Annotated in this window: 25 protein-coding genes and 1 pseudogene; 4 read left to right on the top strand and 22 right to left on the bottom strand. The window is 53.8% G+C overall.

Translation table 11 applies throughout. The features are described 5' to 3' along the window. Positions 1-137 precede the first annotated feature (137 nt). Positions 138-1,595 carry a hypothetical protein gene (locus V7775_RS10625; RefSeq protein WP_335751870.1) on the bottom strand — a complete coding sequence of 486 codons (1,458 nt, stop codon included), beginning with the start codon at positions 1,593-1,595 and terminating at the stop codon, positions 138-140. A 195-nt stretch (positions 1,596-1,790) separates the two neighbouring features. On the opposite strand from V7775_RS10625, the gene V7775_RS10620 reads away from it, so the two are divergent. Beyond that, positions 1,791-2,537: a WecB/TagA/CpsF family glycosyltransferase gene (locus V7775_RS10620; RefSeq protein WP_335751869.1), complete on the top strand. Its 747-nt coding sequence runs from the start codon at positions 1,791-1,793 to the stop codon at positions 2,535-2,537. A gap of 2 nt (positions 2,538-2,539) precedes the next feature. On the opposite strand, the gene V7775_RS10615 is transcribed toward V7775_RS10620, so the two are convergent. The 15 genes and pseudogenes from V7775_RS10615 to V7775_RS10550 form a co-directional block, all read right to left on the bottom strand. Continuing rightward, positions 2,540-3,481 carry a glycosyltransferase family 2 protein gene (locus V7775_RS10615; RefSeq protein WP_335751868.1) on the bottom strand — a complete coding sequence of 314 codons (942 nt, stop codon included), beginning with the start codon at positions 3,479-3,481 and terminating at the stop codon, positions 2,540-2,542. Next, entirely contained in the window at positions 3,478-4,518 is a 1,041-nt protein-coding gene (locus tag V7775_RS10610; protein ID WP_335751867.1) for a glycosyltransferase family 2 protein, read from the bottom strand. The genes V7775_RS10615 and V7775_RS10610 overlap by 4 nt, the downstream gene beginning before the upstream one ends. Before the next feature lie 35 nt (positions 4,519-4,553). Further along, positions 4,554-5,003, bottom strand: coding sequence for a hypothetical protein (locus tag V7775_RS10605; protein WP_335751866.1), 450 nt, complete (start codon positions 5,001-5,003; stop codon positions 4,554-4,556). 247 nt (positions 5,004-5,250) lie between these two features. Then, positions 5,251-5,769, bottom strand: coding sequence for an FAD-dependent oxidoreductase (locus tag V7775_RS10600; RefSeq protein ID WP_335751865.1), 519 nt, complete (start codon positions 5,767-5,769; stop codon positions 5,251-5,253). Positions 5,770-5,837: 68 nt separating this feature from the next. After that, positions 5,838-6,590: an NAD(P)-binding domain-containing protein gene (locus V7775_RS10595; RefSeq protein ID WP_335751864.1), complete on the bottom strand. Its 753-nt coding sequence runs from the start codon at positions 6,588-6,590 to the stop codon at positions 5,838-5,840. Continuing rightward, positions 6,590-7,698 (bottom strand): annotated as a pseudogene (locus V7775_RS10590) (aldehyde dehydrogenase family protein). Before V7775_RS10590 ends, V7775_RS10595 begins: the two are co-directional and overlap by 1 nt. Positions 7,699-7,816: 118 nt before the next feature. Then, positions 7,817-7,999 carry a hypothetical protein gene (locus V7775_RS24745; RefSeq protein ID WP_443070114.1) on the bottom strand — a complete coding sequence of 61 codons (183 nt, stop codon included), beginning with the start codon at positions 7,997-7,999 and terminating at the stop codon, positions 7,817-7,819. Positions 8,000-8,018: 19 nt separating this feature from the next. Next, positions 8,019-8,399 carry a dihydrodipicolinate synthase family protein gene (locus tag V7775_RS24740; protein ID WP_443070113.1) on the bottom strand — a complete coding sequence of 127 codons (381 nt, stop codon included), beginning with the start codon at positions 8,397-8,399 and terminating at the stop codon, positions 8,019-8,021. A 341-nt stretch (positions 8,400-8,740) separates the two neighbouring features. After that, positions 8,741-9,040: an FCD domain-containing protein gene (locus tag V7775_RS24735; protein WP_443070117.1), complete on the bottom strand. Its 300-nt coding sequence runs from the start codon at positions 9,038-9,040 to the stop codon at positions 8,741-8,743. 44 nt (positions 9,041-9,084) lie between these two features. Beyond that, positions 9,085-9,351 (bottom strand): GntR family transcriptional regulator, encoded by a 267-nt coding sequence (locus V7775_RS10575; protein WP_335751862.1) that lies wholly within the window; start codon positions 9,349-9,351, stop codon positions 9,085-9,087. An 82-nt stretch (positions 9,352-9,433) separates the two neighbouring features. Then, positions 9,434-10,459 (bottom strand): diguanylate cyclase domain-containing protein, encoded by a 1,026-nt coding sequence (locus V7775_RS10570; RefSeq protein ID WP_335751861.1) that lies wholly within the window; start codon positions 10,457-10,459, stop codon positions 9,434-9,436. Then, the gene (locus V7775_RS10565) at positions 10,456-11,043 is read right to left on the bottom strand and encodes a heme NO-binding domain-containing protein (protein ID WP_335751860.1); all 588 of its coding nucleotides are present in this window, start codon (positions 11,041-11,043) and stop codon (positions 10,456-10,458) included. The genes V7775_RS10570 and V7775_RS10565 overlap by 4 nt, the downstream gene beginning before the upstream one ends. A gap of 86 nt (positions 11,044-11,129) precedes the next feature. Beyond that, complete coding sequence (locus V7775_RS10560) at positions 11,130-12,689, bottom strand: trimethylamine methyltransferase family protein (protein WP_335751859.1); 1,560 nt, start codon at positions 12,687-12,689, stop codon at positions 11,130-11,132. Between the two features lie 101 nt (positions 12,690-12,790). Next, positions 12,791-13,504, bottom strand: a complete 714-nt coding sequence (locus V7775_RS10555) for an HAD family hydrolase (protein WP_335751858.1) — start codon at positions 13,502-13,504, stop codon at positions 12,791-12,793. Continuing rightward, positions 13,495-13,779, bottom strand: coding sequence for a DUF3572 domain-containing protein (locus V7775_RS10550; protein WP_335751857.1), 285 nt, complete (start codon positions 13,777-13,779; stop codon positions 13,495-13,497). Before V7775_RS10550 ends, V7775_RS10555 begins: the two co-directional genes overlap by 10 nt. Before the next feature lie 96 nt (positions 13,780-13,875). Here V7775_RS10550 and V7775_RS10545 point away from each other — a divergent pair, with 96 nt between their 5' ends. Beyond that, on the top strand, positions 13,876-15,291 hold the full coding sequence (locus tag V7775_RS10545) for a diguanylate cyclase (RefSeq protein WP_335751856.1): 1,416 nt from the start codon (positions 13,876-13,878) through the stop codon (positions 15,289-15,291). Between the two features lie 76 nt (positions 15,292-15,367). Here V7775_RS10545 and V7775_RS10540 read toward each other — a convergent pair whose 3' ends face one another. The 4 genes from V7775_RS10540 to V7775_RS10525 all read right to left on the bottom strand — a co-directional run bounded on the left by V7775_RS10540 (position 15,368) and on the right by V7775_RS10525 (position 17,366). Continuing rightward, positions 15,368-15,841, bottom strand: a complete 474-nt coding sequence (locus V7775_RS10540) for a hypothetical protein (protein ID WP_335751855.1) — start codon at positions 15,839-15,841, stop codon at positions 15,368-15,370. Positions 15,842-15,845: 4 nt separating this feature from the next. Then, entirely contained in the window at positions 15,846-16,178 is a 333-nt protein-coding gene (locus V7775_RS10535) for a hypothetical protein (RefSeq protein WP_335751854.1), read from the bottom strand. After that, positions 16,165-16,749 (bottom strand): RNA polymerase sigma factor, encoded by a 585-nt coding sequence (locus V7775_RS10530; RefSeq protein WP_335751853.1) that lies wholly within the window; start codon positions 16,747-16,749, stop codon positions 16,165-16,167. The genes V7775_RS10535 and V7775_RS10530 overlap by 14 nt, the downstream gene beginning before the upstream one ends. A gap of 68 nt (positions 16,750-16,817) precedes the next feature. Next, positions 16,818-17,366, bottom strand: coding sequence for an EF-hand domain-containing protein (locus V7775_RS10525; RefSeq protein WP_335751852.1), 549 nt, complete (start codon positions 17,364-17,366; stop codon positions 16,818-16,820). A 193-nt stretch (positions 17,367-17,559) separates the two neighbouring features. On the opposite strand from V7775_RS10525, the gene V7775_RS10520 reads away from it, so the two are divergent. Continuing rightward, complete coding sequence (locus V7775_RS10520; RefSeq protein WP_443070112.1) at positions 17,560-17,979, top strand: DUF983 domain-containing protein; 420 nt, start codon at positions 17,560-17,562, stop codon at positions 17,977-17,979. Between the two features lie 31 nt (positions 17,980-18,010). Further along, positions 18,011-18,718, top strand: a complete 708-nt coding sequence (locus V7775_RS10515) for an NUDIX hydrolase (protein ID WP_335751851.1) — start codon at positions 18,011-18,013, stop codon at positions 18,716-18,718. Here V7775_RS10515 and V7775_RS10510 read toward each other — a convergent pair. Both V7775_RS10510 and V7775_RS10505 read right to left on the bottom strand, forming a co-directional pair. Beyond that, positions 18,715-19,620: an EamA family transporter gene (locus V7775_RS10510; RefSeq protein WP_335751850.1), complete on the bottom strand. Its 906-nt coding sequence runs from the start codon at positions 19,618-19,620 to the stop codon at positions 18,715-18,717. The two genes, V7775_RS10515 and V7775_RS10510, sit on opposite strands and share 4 nt — an antisense overlap. A 20-nt stretch (positions 19,621-19,640) precedes the next feature. Further along, positions 19,641-20,570: a fatty acid desaturase gene (locus tag V7775_RS10505; protein WP_335751849.1), complete on the bottom strand. Its 930-nt coding sequence runs from the start codon at positions 20,568-20,570 to the stop codon at positions 19,641-19,643. Positions 20,571-20,627 lie beyond the last annotated feature (57 nt).

Below are 20,627 nucleotides of genomic sequence, written 5' to 3'. Positions count from 1 at the left end.
GTTTCAAACCGTCTTGCAGGGGGAGACTAGCATATTAAATCCCCTCAGAACACGTGCATTGTTACAAGTGCCGAAACAATGACACACCGAGTACAGGAAAATGCCTTGATCAGGTAGAATCACCTAAAATCAAGCAATCACAACATACTGCCCCGTTCGGTTGGTTTTTCACGTGTCATAACGGGTGTATTTTTCAAGGCATGGCGCGGAACAAAAGCGCGCCTCGGGTTGAGCTTCTCAACATGGCCAAGGATGGCCCCCGCCGTCAGCCATGTGAACGGCGTTAGCGTCGCGTTGAGCAGCATATCCATCAACGTGACCCCCAGTATCAAAGCGACCGCTCCGATATAGGGAGACAGTTCTACATTTCGATGGCGCATTACATGGCAGCCCAGCAACAGCAGCGGTAATGCTAGCAAGCCGAACTCAGCGATATACCCCAACCAGCCAAAGCTGCCGAAAACAATAATCCAACGGCCATCCGGGATGGTCAGGATTTCTCCATCCTCTGAATCGCGCACCAGACTGCGCCCCCATCCGCTCCAGCCAAAGGCTGGCTTTTGCGCCGCTCTGGTAAGCAGTTGTTCTTCGTTATCAAAGCGGTAGCCAAGCGATTGCGCGCGGTTCGGGTTTGCCTCGGCAACCTTAGCGACAATAGCGTCCGTCGGGACGACCCCAAGGTTGCGCAACATTGGATAGGTCACCGCGATCATGGCAAACAAAGTTGCAATCAAGATCAACCAGCGGCGCGGCATGAAGTAAATCGCAGGCACCAACAACAGGCCATAAGCGATGGAAGCCGCACTTTTGCACGCAAGCAGAAACAGCAGCAGGTATAAAATCCAAAGCACGGCCTTCCAACGATCTAAACTTGACGTGATCCGAGCCAATGCCGCAGCCGCCATTGCACCCGTACATACAAACAGCGCCAGCCAAAGACCGTGCGGCAAAAACACAATCGGTCGATAGCCCCCTGCCCGAATGGTTTGCTCAAAACTGTGTTGGAAGAACCCATAAACCCAAATGTTCATCTGCGGTGACACTAGGATTTCAACAAATGAAGGCACCGAATAGGCAATCGCCCCGACCATCAAAGCCAGCAAAAGCTCACGCAGACCAACTTCTGAACTTAGGAACTGGCGCGCGACAAGAAAGGGAACAATCGTAAGCACCTGCCCAATAAGAACCGAACCAATATCACGCACCGACTGCCCCGGCAGCGCATCAATCAAAAATAAAATAGGGTCAGCATCGCGCAAAACCTCAAACAGGATCGGTTCGCGGTTGGTTAGGACTGTCGGGATTGCGCTGAACACAAACAAGAACACCAATGCCCTCGCGGCCCTTCCCTCTGGCACCAGCCTGACCTGATGCACCGTGGCGAACATCAAAATGAAAAGAACACTCAGGTTCGGGATCGAAACCTTATCCATCCCCGGAACCAGTGGCAGGTTAAACTCGGCCAAGGGCGGCAGCAAAAGATAGCCCGCAAGGATCGACCAAACGATCGCCCGTTCAACTGCTTGCGTGCGAAACAACACAAGGCAGGCAAACGGCCAAATCAGCAGCATCAGATATGCAATTGCGTTGGGCATCATGCTCCTGTGGGTGTGGACGGGGGAATGCGCCTTCATTTACACTCTAGGCAGGCCAGTGTCATCACGCTAGTTTGCATCAAAATAGATTATCCACAGCAGGATAATCCTACATCCAATTGAAATAGAATGGTTATTTGCCGTTTTACACACATCCAACCACACCTCGTTGTGGCAAGCTTGCACAGGTCTGATATGAAATTTGGCACAGGGCGTTCCGCAGTTGAGGTCAATATCCCCACCCGCGCGGCATTGTTTCACGCGGTTCGCACAAAATTTGCGCAAGGGGATGGATTCGCGCTCGCGACGTTGAACCTAGACCACCTGACCAAACTGCCCAGTGAAGCAACCTTTGCCGAAGCTTACCGCGCGCAGGATTTGGTTGTTGCTGACGGACGGCCTGTTGTCTGGTTGTCCCAGCTTGCCAAACACCCACTAGAGCTCATGCCCGGCTCTGACCTTGTCATACCAATGACCGAACTCGCCGCAGAAATGCAGATGCCTATCGCCCTGATGGGCAGCTCGGACGAGGCACTTTCCGGCGCGAAAGCAGCCCTAGAAGCCCGCGTTCCGGGGGTGAATGTTGTAATGACACACGCGCCTGCATACGGGTTTGATCCCTCAGGTGCAGCCGCTGAGGAAATCTGCGATATGCTTAACGAGAGTGGCGCCCGCCTGTGCTTCATTGCGCTAGGCGCTCCTAAACAAGAACTGTTTGCAGCCTTCGCAAGGGGCCGTTGCCCAGCTGTTGGGTTTGCCTCCATCGGAGCAGGACTGGATTTTTTGTCAGGCCATCAGGTGCGCGCACCCAAGATCATGCGCGCATTGGCGCTAGAATGGTTGTGGCGCGCATTACAAAGCCCCAAGCGGATGATCCCGCGCTATGCAAAGTGTTTTGCAATCCTGCCCAAGCTGACATTGGATGCATGGCGCCAACGCTGAAGTTATTTATACTCGATCAGGCGCTTTTTACCGCCCGTGAACTGACGCCAATAATAGCTCAACGCACCGCGTGCCTCGGCGAATTTGCCCAGCACACTGAAACACGCCCATGACACACCGCCGCGCCGCCCCAATCGCGCTATTTGCAACGGATAGATCAGCACCAAAAGCAACCCTATAGGCCCGATGAAGATCGCCGCAAGCACCACAAAGATCGGCAGGGCCGCACCCCAGATCAACGCACGCCGCGTTTGCGCCACCCAATGCCGCTCGGGTGGGGCACCGTGCAATGCGGCCCCTTCAGCAAAGGCATGGCCTGCGCGCTTTGTACGTTTCCACCACTGGCCAAACTGCGTGATTTGCGCGTCATGCGCTGTCATCTCTACTTCCAATCGCCAAATCCGCCAGCCTACTTGCCTAAGACGCACGCACAGTTCTGGCTCTTCGCCAGCAATCAGATCCTCGCGGTAGCCCTGAACGGCCCGCAATGCATCAACGCGCATCAGAGCATCGCCCCCGCAGGCCAATGTCTCTCCTACGGGAGTATCCCATTCATCATCGATCATTGCATTGTAAACCGATGCGTCCGGGTACATTTCGCGCCGCCGTCCACAAACAACTGCAACGTCAGGGTGTTGCGCCAAAAACGCTTGCGCCTGATCCAGCCACCCTGCCTGCACAACGCAATCCCCATCGAGGAATTGCACTAAATCGACGTCATTGGGAAGCGCCGCCAATCCAGCGTTGCGTGCCCGCGCGGCCGTGAAAGGCAAGGACATATCCAGCTCAACCACCTGCGCGCCACGCGTACGCGCAGCATCAACAGACCCATCCGTTGATCCGCTATCAACATAGATCAGCGGCGCAACACCGCTTAACCCTTCGAGGCAGGCAATCAAACGCGCGCCCTCATTGCGTCCGATGACAATTGCGCCAATGCTCATGATTTATCCCCCGTCAAAAAGCTGCGGTACCCTTCGGAGGCATTGAGGAAACCCGCGTCGTAAAGCGGCGCAAACCCTGACCATTTTTGTGCCGCATCTGAATACAAAGTCAGCTCAGATTGCGCAGATAGAACATCCAACCGCGCCTGATCTTCGCCATGCGCCAAATCACCACTGTTGGCACTTGCTGCGTCGCGTGCCGCAACATTACCTGCAAATTTGTAATGGCGAATGACCGCAGTGAAATCTGAAACAATCACATTCTGCGATAAATGCGGATGTGGCGCGGCAATGACATCACTGCCGTTAAAGATAAGTGGGTGTTTGGTCAGGCAACACATCTCACCAAACACCTTGCCCCGCACACCACCAAATTGGTACATCAGAGCATCCGATGTAAGAGAATTGCCGCGCAACAGTGCCTCGAATTCGATCTGTGGCGAGTGGTACTCAAACTGGTCAACGCTGCTAATATCGTAATATTCAAAAGCCTCTAGCGACTGACCAAAACTAAGATCATTGACGTCAGCCAATGGCGCGTGCGGGAACATTTCAAGCATCTGGGCCATCAAAGCGGTATCACCGCGTGTCTCAAGATAGCGGATCAGCGCAGGCAGGCCGTGGGTTTCGCGGCCTTCAAAATCGAATTGTTCGTCCATGTCTACATAGAGACACCAGCGGTTTTGCCCGTATTTTTGCGCAGGGTATCCCCGCATCAGGTCCTCATATTGCGCCAAAGGCAGGACAGCGCGGTCAACCACACAGCCCTCCTCATTTCGTATGCGCGTGATTGTGTCATCCGTTGAGCCATTGTCGATAAACGCAAAGTATCTGATGCCAAGTTTGCGGTAATATTCGAAAAACGCATCAAGGTAATACGCGCCGTCGCGCACCAACACGATGGCCAGTACTTCGCCTTCTGGCACGTGAAAATTGTCCCCGTGCAAATGTTCTACCGCGCTGGCAAATCTGCGGCGGCGGTTGGCTTTGGCCAAACGATTGCGAATACGGGCGAAAATGGAGGCGCGTTGTGTCATATCCTGTCTTTACGACAGCCGCGCGCAGCGGTCCACTACTCGGAGCCCACACACGCCTCTTTCCAGCGCAGGTATGCATTTGCGCCCCATGTCGCAAATGGCTTTGGCGGAAGCTTCACACGCGCATCCTCAGCTTTGAAATACGCCCCTATCGCACTGGCATGGTCCATCCCGACCTCAGCGGCGGCAATTCCGGTCAGTTTGCCGCGCGCGGTGCCCAGACCGTTTTGAACTGCCGCAGTGAATACACCATCTTCGATCTCTTGAGTGGCAGCCACGCCATTGCGGCTAAGACATAAATGCCCAGCCCATTTATATTCCATCTTGATACCCTCCAACTGCGGAAACCGATCCGCGAATTTAACACGTTGCACCGCGTTGGCGCAGGCAATGCCGCGCGGGCTGGCCTCCATGTTTGGCTGGATCGTCGCACAGGTGTGCGTGATAATCCGGTTGCCACCTTGTCCAGTATCGATACGCCGCATCGTTGTACCCATCGAATCCGACAGTGTGACACCCCACCGCCCAGCGCAGACAGCTGATCTGCGTCTAGTTCAGGCGTCACGGAGGCATAGGTAAGAGCTGCATCAAGCGACCACCTGCGATGCCAAAGCTCTCGATATGGCCATTTTCGGTGCCGACCCGCCATATAGCACCCTCACGCATAAAACCCAAAACAGCGCTGCGGGGATGCATTGCAACACCAGCATGGACCAATCCCGACGCCATCCCTTAGATATATCCAGCCGACTGGAGCATCAATGTGCCAGGCGTATAGAGGCCAGAAACATTGTGCCTGCTGCCTGTCAGCTCTGTCACTGACTGACCATCAATATGCTCGCATGTTTTACCCAAAGCAGCCAAATGGGTGGCATAGTTGCGGTTCTGGGCATCTGCCGTTTCCGAGGCCGCACCGTTTATTTTGCCAACCGGATCAACATAGGCAGGATCAATCTCGTACTCAGCCTTGACCGCTTGGGCAAATGCTATCGCTGTGCGGTTCAGCGCGATTAGACTGGTCTCATCACCTCTGCCTGCATAATCTTGGGATGCCAAATCGTGAGGCAGATCGATCACAAACCCTGATTTACGCCCCGCCAATCCCTCAACAATGTCCCATGCGTCTAGCAAGGTGACCTTTAATTCAGGATCAAGCTGCAGCAAGCGCCACGCAGCAGATAGCCCTGTAAACCCAACCCCAACAACCACAACATCGGCCGTGCGCGCGCCAGTCAACGCGGGATAACGCACAGCCCGCCCCAATATTTCAACTCAGGCCGCAGATTACGCAAAACGCGGTGTTCGGGCAGCAGTATAGCTCATATTCCCAAACGTGGTTTGAGGTTGTTTAAACCCGCACGAAGCGCATCAGGTGCCCCCGCATGCGCCATGTCTTCCTTAAGGGTCGCATTCAGCCCACCTTCGGTTGCTAGGCTTTGTAAGAGCTGATCAAAGTCAGCGCCTTGTTCTGACATCTGCCGCAGGAAGCCTGCAAAAACGCCAGCGACGTAGGTTTCAGCCCCTTGTGGATCACCAGTCTGATCGGCCAGCCATTGTGATCCGGTTTGCATCAACGTCAAAAGCGGCGCAGACAATGCAGAAGCTGCAAAGTGCGCGTTCAACCCTGCCTCGCTTGGTACATTGATGATGGTGTCGCTTTCGCCAAATAGTTCAATTAACGCCCGGCTTTCGGGGTGACACGGCAGCACAGAACCACCCACCGCAACCGCACTGAGAGGGATGGTCAGCGCTATATCATGGGCGGGTGCGCAAAGACGTGCCAAGTCTGCCAGTGGAACATCAACCATTACGGAAATCACGGAGTGATCTGCGCGCCACGGCAGCGCTATCAAAACGTCGCGCGCAACGTCAGCCATAAGGCACAAAAACACCACGTCTGATCCCGCGACCACATCAGCGTTGGCAGCAACCTGAACATCGGCAAACTGCCCTTTGAGGGTAGCCGCGACCTGCGCGTTACGCTCAGACAGCAGCAGTTCGTGGCCACGGCCCGACAGCCCTTCAACCATCGCCGCCGCGATTTCACCTGTTCCAATAAATCCAACACGCATCAGCTCACACTCCCGTTTTCATCATTGCTAAGGTCCAGCCAGATGGTTTTCAACCGGGTGGACTGATCATACCCATGCACGCCGTTATCACGCCCGCCAAATCCCGATTACTTGCAGCCACCAAACGGCGTTGCGATATCGCCTTCACCTTAGGTATATACCTTTACAATACCAGCCCGCAGCATGCGCGCGCCCCGCAAGGCGTGTTCGGCGTTGGCGGTAAGCAGGCTGGCGCACAGACCATAGTCAGTGTCATTAACTACCGCGATCGTCTCATCAAAAGAGGCAACCTCAATCACGCTCAGCACAGGGCCGAATATTTCTTCACGCCCCAGTCAGTGATCGTTTGAAGGCAGCTCAACCATAGTCGCCTCGACAAATGCGCCCTCAGCGGTGCCGCAGCCAACGCGGGCATCAGCCAGATGACCTGCAACCTTGTCAAAATGCGCCCTGCTAACCTTCGCGCCCAGACGCGTTTCAGGATCCAATGGATTCCCCATTGGCCATTCACACATAAAGGCCTCGATCCGGTCCATCAGCGTCGCCTTCACATCGCTGTGCACGATCAAGCGGCTGATCGCCGAGCAATTCTCACCCATGTTCCACAGCGCGCCATTGGCAATATGCGCAGCAACGCGGTCCAGGTTTTCAGGGTTATCCATAACGATGCACGGGTTCTTACCACCCATCTCTAGCACGATCTCTTTTGCGTTGCTGTCACCCGCATACCCAAGGAGGCGTTTGCCCGTGACGGTGGAGCCTGTGAAGCTCACCATATTTACGTTCACGTGATGGCCCAGCGGTTCACCTACGTCCGGTCCAGAGCCCGGCAGCACGTTTAACACACCACGCGGCAAGCCAGCCTCATGCGCCAACTCAGCGACGCGCAAAGTGGTTAAAGAGGTCTCTTCGGCAGGTTTAACAACAGGGCAACCCGCGGCCCAACGGCCATCCTCAAATGCTTCGCGGCTTTGGACACCGCATAATCTACGTCCTCAGCACCGAAGGCCGCATTCTGTGCCAGTAGCCGGATTAAGCTGTCGAATGTATTGCCGGATACGGCTGGGCGATACCCGCCATCAACAAACGCCAGTGTGGCAAATTCCATATCCGCAGCCAATGTGCCGTATTCCTCGCGTGTCAGCAGTTTGTCTCCTTCACGATTGCCGCAACATTGGATTACAAGACGCGCACCACCTGTTCCAGCTCACGGTTATCATTTTAATTCAGGTTTTAAGCGGCGGCATCATGCCGCCTGTGCCGATCCCCGCCATTGTCACTCCGTTTTTGACGCATTGGGCAAATTCACCTCCCTGCTCCAGCACACGCATCAGCGGTATCATCGCCGACATGATCCGGCGGCCCTTGTCGAAATTACCCTCAACAGCACAGGCTTGATAAAGCGCCACGTGTTCTTTGGGCAGGAAGTTACTTCCCGCACAGACCCAGCTGCGCGCCCCATGCAAAAAACTCCAACGCCTGATCATCCATCCCGCATGACATCGGGATATGCGGATAATCTCGCGCCAAAAGATGGACGCGGTTGATATCGCTTGAGCTTTCTTTAATCGCGCAAATATTGCGCGAACGGCCCACACGATCGAGGAATTCTTCGCTCATATTCACACCCATCAGGCCCGGATAGTTATACAGCATCACAAACAGGTTCTCAGCACGGTCAATCGCCAATGCGTTAAGCGCATTCTCCCGTTCGGTCGGAACTGAATAAGGCAGCGTGCCCAGCAAAATTGCGTCAGCCCTCATTTCCCGTGCCCCTGTCGCCAAGGCAACACTGTCAGGTGTGCGCATGGATCCCGGTCCAACGATCAGCGGCAATCAGCCTTTAAGACGATCCTTGGTGAAACGCGCCAGCTCAAGACGTTCAGGAATCGATTGCGCCTAATTCTCACTAGTAGCCCCCCTGAGATCACTCAGTGCACGCCCGCTTCAATCAGATGTTCGATCTGATCACTCAAAGCATCCAGATTAAAATCACCCTCGCGCAGTTATGGCGTCACTAACGGGGTATAAATACCCTCGAATTTGAAAATAGGTGTTATAGGCTTCTCACAGTTGGAATAGTTTCGCCAAGGTAGTCATTTAACGGTGCGAGCATCACAAATTGTGTGATTGCGGTGAAGCGAAAGCTCTCAATGTTCTTCGACAAGCTTGGCAACCCTCTCTGGATGTCGTGCGACGATGGCATCGATCATCGCATCATGCTGATCGGCGGCATCACCAGTTTCAACAACGGAATCAACGCCATAAAATATCATCGAAATACGCGCATGATCGTTCAGCAACCGGTGGAAACTAGAACGCAGATATATATTCCCCTCCATATCGCCCGTGATTGTAAGAAAGCCGTTATTCGCCAGCGCCTTGGCGACCACGTCACCGCTGGCAACGGCTGCACAAAATTGGTTTTGTGCGTGCTTTAACGCATCAATCTGGTCTTGCAGTGCATGGATCGGCGCAAGCCTCAGAATGGCGTCTAGACTATCGGGGCCGCAAGGAAAAAGTCGCGCAATGTGGTATGGCTCATCTTAGCAACACACGCACCACGGTTTTGCGTCAGCTCGACATACCCCTCGCCCGCACGCTCGCGCAGCGCCCCGCGCAAGGGAGTTCGTGACAGGTCAATTTCCTTTAAAAGGCGTGCCTCGTCCAGATCAAACCCAGGCACAATCGCCTGAGTGATTATCCGCATACGCAGCATCTCCAAAAGCGCGGCTTTGCGACTGCTTGGGGTTGTGCCCATGATTAGGCCTTTCGTGCATCAAGATGATTCATGGAAGGTTCTGCATGGATACTATCTTTATACAAAAGTTGTGCTCAGGCGTTTATTTTTGCTCAGTACGTCCTTTGGGAGGCGTCAGACAGTTCGCAACCTCACGCATTTCTGGTGTGTAAAATGTCTGACATGCGCGGCCTTTGTTCTTTGACGCATAGAGCGCGATGTCAGCGTCTTCCATAACGGTTTCGCGTGTGGCGCTATGGTTATTCTGTATCCAGACAGTGCCAATACTTGCCGATATTTCGCATACGGCACCATTGAACGGGACTGGCACCTCAATGCGGTCAATGATCCGGCGTCCTACTCGTTCCAAAACGGCAATATCGCGCACTTCCGGCAAAAGAACGGTAAATTCATCACCGCCTACCCGCGCAACGGTATCCGTCGAACGTGTTTCTTCGACCATTGCCTTGGCAGCCACTTGCAAAACATGGTCACCCGCCGCGTGACCCAGCGTGTCATTGACGGCCTTAAAGAAATCCAAATCAATGTGCATGATGGCAAATGCCGTGCCCGAGGCCAGCATGTGTTCTAACACTTGATCAAGCGCACGCCTGTTTTTGAGCCCAGTAAGGGTGTCTGTGACCGCCTGCTCCTCTGCAACAATCTTCGCCCCTTGCAGGCGTAAATTTAGCTTACGAGACGCCTCCATCGCGGCACTGTTTGCCTCAACCAGATAAAGCATTTCGATGGCCAGATCAGTTGCAGCGAAATCTGCGTTGGTCAGGGCATAATCCCGTACACCGTCCAGAATGGAAATGCCGAATGACAGATTTACAATTCCCCCGCCCTGGCCATCAGATACCAGCACACCCTTTAATCGTGCGGGCGGCGCGCCAACCATTTCCAAATGCAATTTGACATGTTGTATCTCCCAGAGCTGTTCCAGAGTAACGATGCCACGAGGGCGCATCACCTTAAAAGCATCCATAAAGGGCATGCCGATCAAGGAAATATCTGGGCGGAGCTTTTGCGTGGTGGGACCGACATGAATGATGATGCCATGAGCATCCAGCATTAGGTGCATCGGGCACAATACATTCAACACTTCGGGTTCAAAATTAGGTCTCATGTTGTTCCCGCGCCGAGCTCAAACGCGCGCCCATCTGCAAATTCGGTATCAATAAGTTGGATGCGCACCGTTTCGCGGCCCGTTTCGCAGCTTTCTAATTCCAACAGTGCCAACGAACCATAATCATCCGCCATCACCCGCAGTATGCCCATCATCAGATACCCAAACCCCGCGATTGGGCTATCGCAGATCAAACTATAGCGGCCATCTGCATGGCCATGCAGTTCAATTGCGGGCAAATGAAGATCCGAAACAGCCATCCGGGCGCGATCGGGAAGATCATCCAGAGAGTGCAAGAAATCTTCGAAATTCATACCACCAAAGCGCAGCAACCTACGCACTGCTTCGGTATTGGGGTGCGACACCAGATAACTGCCGATGTCTTCCATCACCTCGTCGCGCGGGCGGCGCAGGACACGCGCCATTGCATCCAGAACCGCTGGCGCAATCGCGTCATCATAAGACAACATTGCCTCAAAATCAGGAGGAGACAACTCAACCTGAGCGGCGACCTTCAGCCAGGCATCCCTGCCGTAGCGGTCGCATGTGAAGTTCTGAAAACTGCGATTAATAAGCCCGTGCATACCGGCCTCTTGTTACTACCATCCCCATCTTGATGATGGGTAGGCATTAACAAGAGGCTAAATCCGCCGAATGGTTCTGTTAATGGTTAAAAATCTGTTGGCGCACCGCCTTCGGCTTTACGTCGTTCTACAAATGCCGCCAGCTCTTCGCGGATAGCGACATCCATAGGAGGCTCCTCGAAACTGCCAACAATTTCTTTGAACATGTGATGCGCGCGTTCTTGCGTCCAGATGCCACCCGCAACTTCCCAACCCTCGTAATTTGTCCAATCACTCAGGAAAGGTTGGTAAAATGCAGTCTCATACCGGTCTTGCGTGTGCTGAATACCAAAGAAATGCCCCTGATTGCCTACTGACTTAATCGCATCAAGTGCAATTTCATCAGGCCCTGTTGCGCAAATTTGAGGGTCCATATAACGCTGGATTTGCTGCAAAATTTCGCAATCCATGATGAATTTTTCGGGGCTGGCGATCAGCCCTCCCTCTAACCAACCCGCAGCGTGGTAAACCATATTTGTGCCCGATTGCACAGCAGCCCACAGACTATTTGAGGTCTCCCACATAGCCTGTCCGTCCGGCACATTGGCCGCACAAACCCCCGATGATCGCATCGGCAACCCGTAATAACGACACAGCTGCCCCGTCATTTGCGTGGCCCGCATATATTCAGGCGTCCCAAACGCAGGTGCGCCGGTTTTCATATCAACGTTTGAGGTAAACGTGCCAATCGCCACGCTGGCCCCCGGTCTGATGATCTGCGCAAGGACCACAGCAATCAATGCTTCAGCCAGTGATTGTGCAACCGCCCCTGACATTGTCACAGGTGCCATCGCCCCCGCCAAGGTAAATGGCGTAACCACCAATCCCTGATTGCGCCGCGCGATACGCATCCATCCGTCAAGCATCGGGAAGTCGTGTTTGAGCGGCGAAGTCGAATTGATGTTTGTATACATCTTGGGACTGTCTTCAAATTCTGCGTCCGTCCAACCGCCAGAAATGCGCACCATCTCCATCACGTCCTCAACCCGCTCTTTGCCCAATGAATAGGCGTGCATGGCTTTGTCCGTCAGCGTTAATTTGTCATACAAAACATCGAGGTGGCGCACAGAAGCGTGGATATCTACGGGTTCAACGGGATAGCCACCAGCAAAGTGGATGCAGTTGAAATATTGCGTCAGCTTCAGCAGATCACGACACATTTCGCGGGTGCCGGGCACTTTGCGCCCCAATGCCATATCCCAATAGTTTGGCGGTGACGACACGTTGCCAAATAGCAGGTTCTTACCACCAATTGTGATCTTTCGATCTGGATTGCGCGGTGTAATTGTGAACTCGGACGGGGCCATGGCCACATATTCCATGACCATGTCACGGCCCATGCGCACGTTATCGCCGTCAATGGTACAGCCCGCCTTGCGCAGGATTTCCAACGCTTCAGGGTTCAGTATTTCGATCCCGATTTCTTCAAGAATGCGCATCGCACCGTCATGCACTGCTTGAACACCTTCAGGGCCAAGTGGCTCTGTCGGGCGATCGATGTTGACAGGTGGGTTCCATGGCATCTGCTCAATAACGGCAGTGCCTCGGCGTGACTTTGCACCAGCGCGGCCACCGCCACGGGTTCTGCGTTTCGGCTCATTCGTCATTGGGTTTCTCCTTACGGGTCTACCCAACAGGAAGCCTGAGGCACCGAAGCACCGCCTATCCGTTCGCGACGAAAATTGTCGTTTTTAGCGCCTCACTTACCCTACTGCATCTCAAGCCATACCGGAATTTCCCCGATATCGCGCAATACCACATCTGCAAAAGGGGCTAGATCCTCGATTTTGGCGGTCCCTGTCAGAACTCCGATTGTCCTCATCCCTGCCGCACGACCCGCATCAAGATCATGGGTGCTGTCCCCAACCATGACGATCTGCTCAGGTGCCAGACTAACCGCAGAGGCAAAGGCCAACAGCTGTCCGGGAGCAGGTTTTCCACCAAACCCGCTGTCGTATCCGGCGATAAAATCAAACAGTCCTGTAACCCCTGCTGCGTCAAGATGCGCGCGTGCAGGGCCTTCACTATCGTTGGTCGCAACCCCCAGCATCAAGCCCGCAGCGCGAAACCCTTCCAGCAATGGCGTTAACGGAACAGCAGGTTCTTGCGGCGCGCGAGACGCCTCCTCATTCAACATGTCCAACAATGCGGAACGCGACAGTTCTGGGAAATGCGGCGCAAGCGCATCTGACACCTCCCCCGGAGTGCCCGCGATGACAATGCTATCGGGCGCGAATTTGGATGTGGTCAGGTCAAATCCAATGGAAGCCCCCACACGCGTTGCACGCGCAACATCACCTTGCGCTGCACGGAGCAAAAATGCATTTGCCCAGGCTTCCCAAGTCGCCGCAAAATCAAACAGCGTGCCGTCCTTGTCAAAACATAACCCTTTGATCGGTATCGTTGTATTGCTTAGGTCCAATGTATGTTCCCTCCACCTGGTAAGCTTTGACGCGCTTCTGAAAGGCGCTCGTAGGGGATGTTATGCGCATCACAGCAGGCGACAACCCATAAATCATCCATCAAAATGAAATCCAGAACAGATCCCAAAAACTCGGGGTCATGCGCCGCCCCGCGCATATCCGCCTCTGACGCCCCCGTTGCACCAAGAAAAATAGGCAGCAATTCCTCGTTACCCACCAGCCAGCCCAGAGACTGCAATGCGATGGTTTCGGCGGTATTTCGCGTAGCGCTCATATTCTGTCTCCAATTACACTGATTCCTCAACGCTTTGTTAACCAATTGGTCAGAAAACTAAAGCTTAACAAATCATAAGCGCGGGAAGGAGCGAAAATGCAGGGTAAAATCCTCATAGTAGACAGCATTTCGACCAACCGCATTGTGCTGAAGGTCAAGCTATCCTCCGCTTTTTATCATGTTTTACAAGCAGGTACGCTGGCCGAAGCCTTAGATATCATTAACAGTGAAAAGCCTGATCTTGTAGTGTCAGCCATGAAATTACCGGACGGATCGGTGTCGGACCTATGCCATCACTTACGCGGCGCACGGCATGCAACCGCAATCCCTGTTCTGGCCATCGGCTGCGGCATTGATGAAAATGCACGGTTAGAAACCCTCTATGCAGGCGTAACTGAAGTCATGCACAGGCCCCTCAATGAAACACTTCTTTTGGGCCGCGTTCGCAACATGATCCGCATGCATAACCAGCTTGCAGAATGGCAAATTCGCGATGACACCAACTGTGCACTTGGCCTTTCCGAAGCCCCTGCCGAGTTCACACACCCAGGTAGGATCACGCTGATCGGACTGGACACCACACCCTTTCAAGGCTGGGTGCGTCAGTTGTCGCCGCACTTAAGCGCAGAATATAAAATCGCACATCTGCGGGATTCTATGTCGGGCATGCAAGCAGAGAACGCTCCGGATGTTATTGTGCTATCCCTCCCCAGTGCGCCTGAACTAACGGATGAATGTTTACGCCTAATCCCCGCCTTAAGGGCCAGTGCAAGAACGCGCGATATCGCTTTGTTGGTCATTCAGAAAACGATAGATCCCTTAAGATTGACCTCGGCTCTGGATATGGGCGCAGATGATGTAATGACCGCAGGCTTTCGTCCTGCGGAACTCGCGTTGCGGATACAGGTACTGTTGAGGCGCAAGCGACAAGTCGCGAAGATACTGCAAAACGTGCGCACAGGTCTGCGTGAAGTGGTGAATGATCCGCTCACTGGTCTTTATAACAGACGCTATGCGATGCCCTACATGGCCCGCATGATTGAGCAATGCTCAGCAACTAGCGCTCCTTTTGCGGTTATCCTGGGCGATATGGACTATTTTAAGCGGATCAATGACGCCTACGGTCACGCATCTGGGGACGCTGTTTTGGTCGAAACCGCCCGCCGCCTGCGCAGCGTTGCGCGGCACTCAGATGTCGTCTCCCGAATTGGTGGAGAGGAATTTATGATTGCGATGCCTGCAACTGATGTCGCATCGGCAAGGAAGATAGCCGACCATATTTGCAGCGCCATTGCAGATGTGCCGTTTGTCATTCCCGGTTCGGCACAGCCAGTCTCCATCACGATTAGCTTAGGACTTACACTCGGCAGGCCGCCATTGACCAAAGATGACCGCAGCATTGAATCTGTCGAAACCTTGCTAGATCGCGCGGACAAAGCGTTGTACGTCGCAAAAATGCAAGGGCGCAATCGCGTCACGCTTAGTCAACCGCATGCCCGTCCCGCAGCCTGATCATAAGCCACGAGTTATCAAGCTCCAGACACGTACATTCGTTTTATCTGTGCGCGCGGATGTAATCCGACTTGGATTATTTGCGTGAAGCAGCCTTTTCTTTGCGACGTTCTTCACGCTGTTCCAATAGCTCTTGTAGGCGACCTGCATATGCGTCGCGTTCTTTCACACTCATCTCTGTGATTTCGGTCAACCAAGCACCCGTTACCGCTTGGACCCTTTGCAGACCTGCATCGTTTTGAGCATTCAGAACGCGGGTCGCTGCATCCACATCAAACGGGACATGCTTCAGAATGTCTAACATCTCAGCCGGATTTATCCCGATATTACGCTTATTCTCGCGCAATTTTCCAAAAATCTCACGTCGGGTTTCATGTGGCAACGCCCGCATGTAGATGGCTCCACCTTTGTCCACATGCTGCCGACCCTTATCATAGTTCTTGTGTCGCAAGGCCGCGCCGGAAACGGCTGCAATAACCGCAAGGTTCACAGCAAGCGAAAGCCCAAGCACAATCGGCATCCATCGTTTTTTCGTACCTACTTCAGCCATTTCGTTATCCTTCGTCATTGTACCAACCGTCACCCATCAGCTGGGTCATGTCTTCGTCTGTAGATTGTTCTAATGCGCCCAGCAGTGTGATCGGATCCAGCACATCACCCGGAAGGGCCACCCCAAACCAAAAACCAACAGCTGTGGCCGTTACCAACCCACCAAGCGCCGCAGGGCCGCCGATCGCGTTCAATAAGCGCTGCCAGATGGGCGCAGCGGGCTGCATCGTTTCGGCATCTGCGACTATCCGCGCGGCCAGTGCATCCGACATCTGTGGAGGTGCCGCGCGCGCAGCATCAAAAGCTGCCTCAAGATCAAAACTGTCAGGTTGTGTCATCATTATACCCCAATGCATCGCGCTGCGCGGCCATATCCGCAGTGAGCGCCCGTTTCCCGCGGGCGGTCAAGCTTTCCACAGCTTCGATGCCTACGTCCAATATCTCAGCGATTTCGGGGTTCGCCAACCCTTCGATGTGGCGTAAAACCACTGCCTGCCGTTGCCTTTCTGGCAATCTAAGCAACGCCGACTGCAGTGCGTCATGGCGTGCAATATTCTGCAACCGTGTCTCTGCACTTGGTCCTGGATCAGCAGGCGCGTCAATCTCGTCCAATGTCTCGGTTCGACGTCCCCGCAGCCGATCAGTGCACAAGTTCGCAACCACGCGGTACACCCAAGTCGCCGCTTGCGCGCGTCCAGCATCCCAGTTGGGCGCTTGTTTCCAAAGGCGTAACATCGCCTCTTGTGTCACATCCTCAGCTTCTGCTGTATCACCCAAAACTCGGTATGCATGCGCATAGGCACGCGGTGACAGGCGCGCTGAAAGAAGACGAGCCGCAGCCTCTTCTCCTGCCGCATATCGCGCCAAAAGCTCGGCATCCGCATCACGTGCGGCTGTATGCTCAGACATGTCTTTCACAAGGTCTTTCCAGTTTGCCCCCGCCTCGGTCCCGAGGCGGGGGCTGCCAAAGGCATTAATTAGTCTTTGGCAGGCTTTTCATCGTGGCCGTGCTTTTTCATGTGTTTGCCATGTCCACGGGCTTTTGCAAACTCCTCGGCGCTTAAACCACCGCTTTTATCAGTATCCAGCTTTTCCACCATTTTGGCGGGGTCACGGCGCCCTTGCATTTCTTCAAAGGTTAGGCTGCCGCTATCGTCTGCATCCATCCGGTCAAAATGCTTGGCAGCGCGACCGCCCTTTTTGCCCTCAGGTGCTTTGTTCAACTCTTCGGCACTTAGCGCGCCGTCACCGTCTGTATCAAACCGCTTGAGCAGGCGTTCTTTGTGTTTGCCCTGCTTGGCGGCAGACATTTCCTCTTGGGTCAATGCGCCGTCACCGTTTGTATCCGCTGCTGCGAAATGGGCAGTTGCCTGCGCCTTCATCTCTTCAGCAGTAATTTCGCCGTCACCGTTCACATCGATCTGAGCAAAGCGGGCTTGCATGCCTTCGCCACCTTCACGCGCTTGAGCGCTAGTGGCCACGAGGCCTGCTACGATTGCCAGTGCTGTCATTGTTTCTTTAAACATGGTGTTCTCCGTTTTTATTGCTCGCTGCATCAGTCTCTTTTGCCGTGCAGTTGGATGTCTTACGCGCTGGCAAAACGGTTCCGTCGCAAATACTTTGAAAAAAGATCAATATTATCCTTGAGACAATTCGCCACCTTTTGTTTTCCGCAATGCTATAGCATCTACAAGGATCACCACGTCTCGGGAAACCAATATGACACAGACAGCACTTCATTCTGATATCGCGCCAACGGAATCAGCTAAAAATCCGGAACGCCTGCGCATGCCAGCAATCCTGCGAGGGTGGCGTTGCAAATGCCCAAACTGTGGGTCAGGGCCATTGTTGTATGGATATCTCAAAGTGCATGATCATTGTACTGTTTGTGAGCAAGAGTTTCATCATCACCGTGCGGATGATGGCCCAGCATATTTGACAATCTTGGTAGTAGGTCACTTGATGGCTCCCTTGCTACACATTGTTTTTGTACAGTTCCGCCCCGAACCTATCACCCTCTTTACGATCTTTGCGGTTGGCACGGTGGCATTGTCACTCTACCTTCTTCCCAGACTGAAGGGAGCCTTGATCGGCTTTCAATGGGCCAAGGAAATGGGCGGCTTTGAGCGCAAAGCCTGAACATTTGGCCCCTGACATGATGAGGGGCCATATGACCATCGACAAAACGGCAATTAGAAACGCGGCCACAGTGATTGTCATCCGTGATCGGATGACAGCGCCTTCCATTTTGATGGGCCAACGCGGTGCCAAGGCGGCATTTATGCCCAACAAGTTCGTCTTTCCGGGCGGCGCAGTAGACGCTTCAGACGCGCATGTCCCGCTTGCGGCGGGATTGCCCGAACAATGCGCCGCCCGCATTCAAGAAGATGCTGACGCGACGCTAAGCCATGCCATTCCTGTCGCCGCTGTGCGTGAGCTGTGGGAAGAAACCGGCCTTATCCTAGGTGCCAAAGGAACATGGGAAGGTGATATTCCCGAAGATTGGCAAAGCTTTGCCGCAAAGGGTTATGTTCCCCAAGCAAGTGCCTTGCAGTTTGTCTTCCGCGCGTTGACCCCTCCGGGTCGGCCTCGCCGATTTGACGCCCGCTTCTTTTTGCTGGATGCCGATGCCATTGCTACTGACCTAGATGATTTTGCAGAAGCATGTGACGAGCTGTCCCATCTTCAGTGGGTCCCGTTGAGCGAAGCCCGCAGTTTTGACATGCCCTTCATCACCGAAGTTGTGCTGGCCGAAGTAGAAGCGCGTGCGCGCGATCTATCTGCGCCCAATTCAGTTCCTTATTTCAAGAACAACGATGAAGAGAGCCTGTTCATCCGTCTTCAAGGGAAAAGCATCCACTACACAAAAGAAGACTAGATCGCGAGGATCAGCAACAGTATCGATGCGACAAGAATAGCCATTCCCAACGCCTCGCGTCCTGTAATTTTTTCGCGGAAAAACAGGGTTGAGGCGATCACACTCAGGATCAGCTCAACCTGACCCAATGCTTTTACATATGCCGCGTTTTGCAGCGTGAACGCGATGAACCAGCACAGTGATCCGCCCATTGAGGTCAGACCGATCCAAATTGCAACGCGACGTGCCCGCCAGACGCGGCCAATTTCGCCCTGCTCGCGGAAATGCAGCCAAACCGCCATGATCAGCGTTTGCATCATGACCACTGCCATCAGCGTCACACCTGCACGCAGCAGCGGGTCGTCTGTCGCCAACGTAAGCGATGCACCGCGGTAACTAACGGCAGAAAAGGCAAACAATATACCCGAGAGTATCCCAAGCCCTGTCGCACGGTTGCGCAAATCAGACAGGTGAAAACCCGACGCTTCTTTGCCGCCAGACAACAACAGCAAGCCAACCAGCCCCAACGCAATCGCCGCAAAGCCGCCCCAGCTCACCAATTCGCCCAACAGCAGAACACCAACCAGCACAGTCTGGATGACTTCGGTCTTTTTAAATGTGATCCCAACGGCAAAATTGCGTTCTTTGAACAATGCCACCACGCAGATCGTTGCCAAAATCTGACTGGTACCGCCCAGCAGTCCAAAGCCCCAGAAACGACCATCAAGCGCAGGCAGGCTAGAACCCGTCATATTCATGTAAACGATCACCAGCACAGCGATGAACGGTGCGGAATAGATGAACCGCGAGAACGTAGCCCCTGCAGGACTAAGCGTTGAAGTTGCGAGCACCTTTTGCAGCATAAAGCGGACCGTTTGGAACGCAGCGGCAAGAAAGGTAACAATGATCCAAAGTTCAGGCATATTCATCCTGCCCTAGTGCATCAATCTTTGCCCTCGCGCCAGAGCGGATGCACCACGGGATCTTTGCTCTTCAAAAAGTAGCGGCGAAATACCTCGCCGTAAGACGCATACACATAGCCATTATTGCGGGTTACAAAGCGATCTCGCTGCTCAAGATAAAGCGGCCAAAGGCGAAACCACGACACCGAAGGGTTCATGTGATGAACCACATGCAGGTTGTTGTTGAGAAACAAAAATCCCAAAACTCCACGATCTTCAACAATGGCTGTGCGGCCAGACACGCGTTCATGTGCTTGGTGCTCAAGGAAGGTTCTGATTTTCAGCATTGAAAGGGCCGCATAACAGGCCCCAAGATACAGGCCAAAGCTCAACTCAGACGCAGACACCGCCCAAAGCGTTAGTATGACACCTGGGATGTGAGCCAGCCAATCGCCAACAATCACGCGGTCGCCTGCTCGCGCTGCGATGATGTCACTTCGAACAAATGCGAAGATCCCCACGATAGGGCCCAAAATAATGCGCCCTGCCAATGTGTTATTGATGCGAAAGAGGGCGCGCTGCCACTTGCTCAAACGCGCCCAAACGGCGGGATCAAGATAGTTGCTTTCAGGATCATCATAGGGGTCCGTCAGGTTTGCATCGCTGTGGTGCGCCAAATGCTGACGTTTGAACCGCAAGTAGGGCACAAACAGGCCCGGTTGCCACAGCCCCAAAACCGTCTCGGCACGTTCCACTCCAAAAGGGTGCCCATGCAATATCTCGTGGCTCAGCGAACTATGAAGCGTCAATGCAAGCGTCAGCAGCACAAACGCTACTGGCCCCCACACTGCAGGAAGCAGCAATGCCACCGCCCATGTGCCAAAGGTAGCAATTAGAAGAAATACAGTAGGCCAATCAAATCGCGACAATATCTGGGAGAAATCGGAGCTTGGCAGACGGTATTGGGACATCAATAGGTTTTAAATTCTCTGTGTTATGGGGATTCGATTGGCTGAATATATACCTCT

This window comes from Sulfitobacter sp. (assembly GCF_036960155.1).
In the GTDB taxonomy this organism is placed as follows: Bacteria; Pseudomonadota; Alphaproteobacteria; order Rhodobacterales; family Rhodobacteraceae; genus Sulfitobacter.
This window is presented reverse-complemented; position numbering and strand designations above follow the sequence as displayed.